General features: G+C 26.8%; 1 pseudogene (cut by a window edge). It reads right to left on the reverse strand.

Annotated features, from left to right (window positions below):
* Positions 1-211 (reverse strand): annotated as a pseudogene (locus G3997_RS04975) (MATE family efflux transporter); its annotated part runs 351 nt beyond the window's last position; the annotation flags it as partial.

Genomic DNA, 211 nt, shown 5'->3' on the forward strand with positions numbered 1-211 from the left:
GCATTTGGAAAACAAATATATAGTCAAGTACTATGTTAAGAACTGCTCCAACTAATACTGCTATCATACATAAATTAGGATCTTTTCTATTTCTAATTATAGGACCTAAGAAATTAGTACAAATAAATATTGGTGTAGCATAAACTATATATTTACCATATTCCATAACTAAATCAATGCTATTTTCATTTGCACCTAGCATATARCYTAT

The organism is Romboutsia sp. 13368, from assembly GCF_018336475.1.
Classification (GTDB): Bacteria; Bacillota; Clostridia; order Peptostreptococcales; family Peptostreptococcaceae; genus Romboutsia.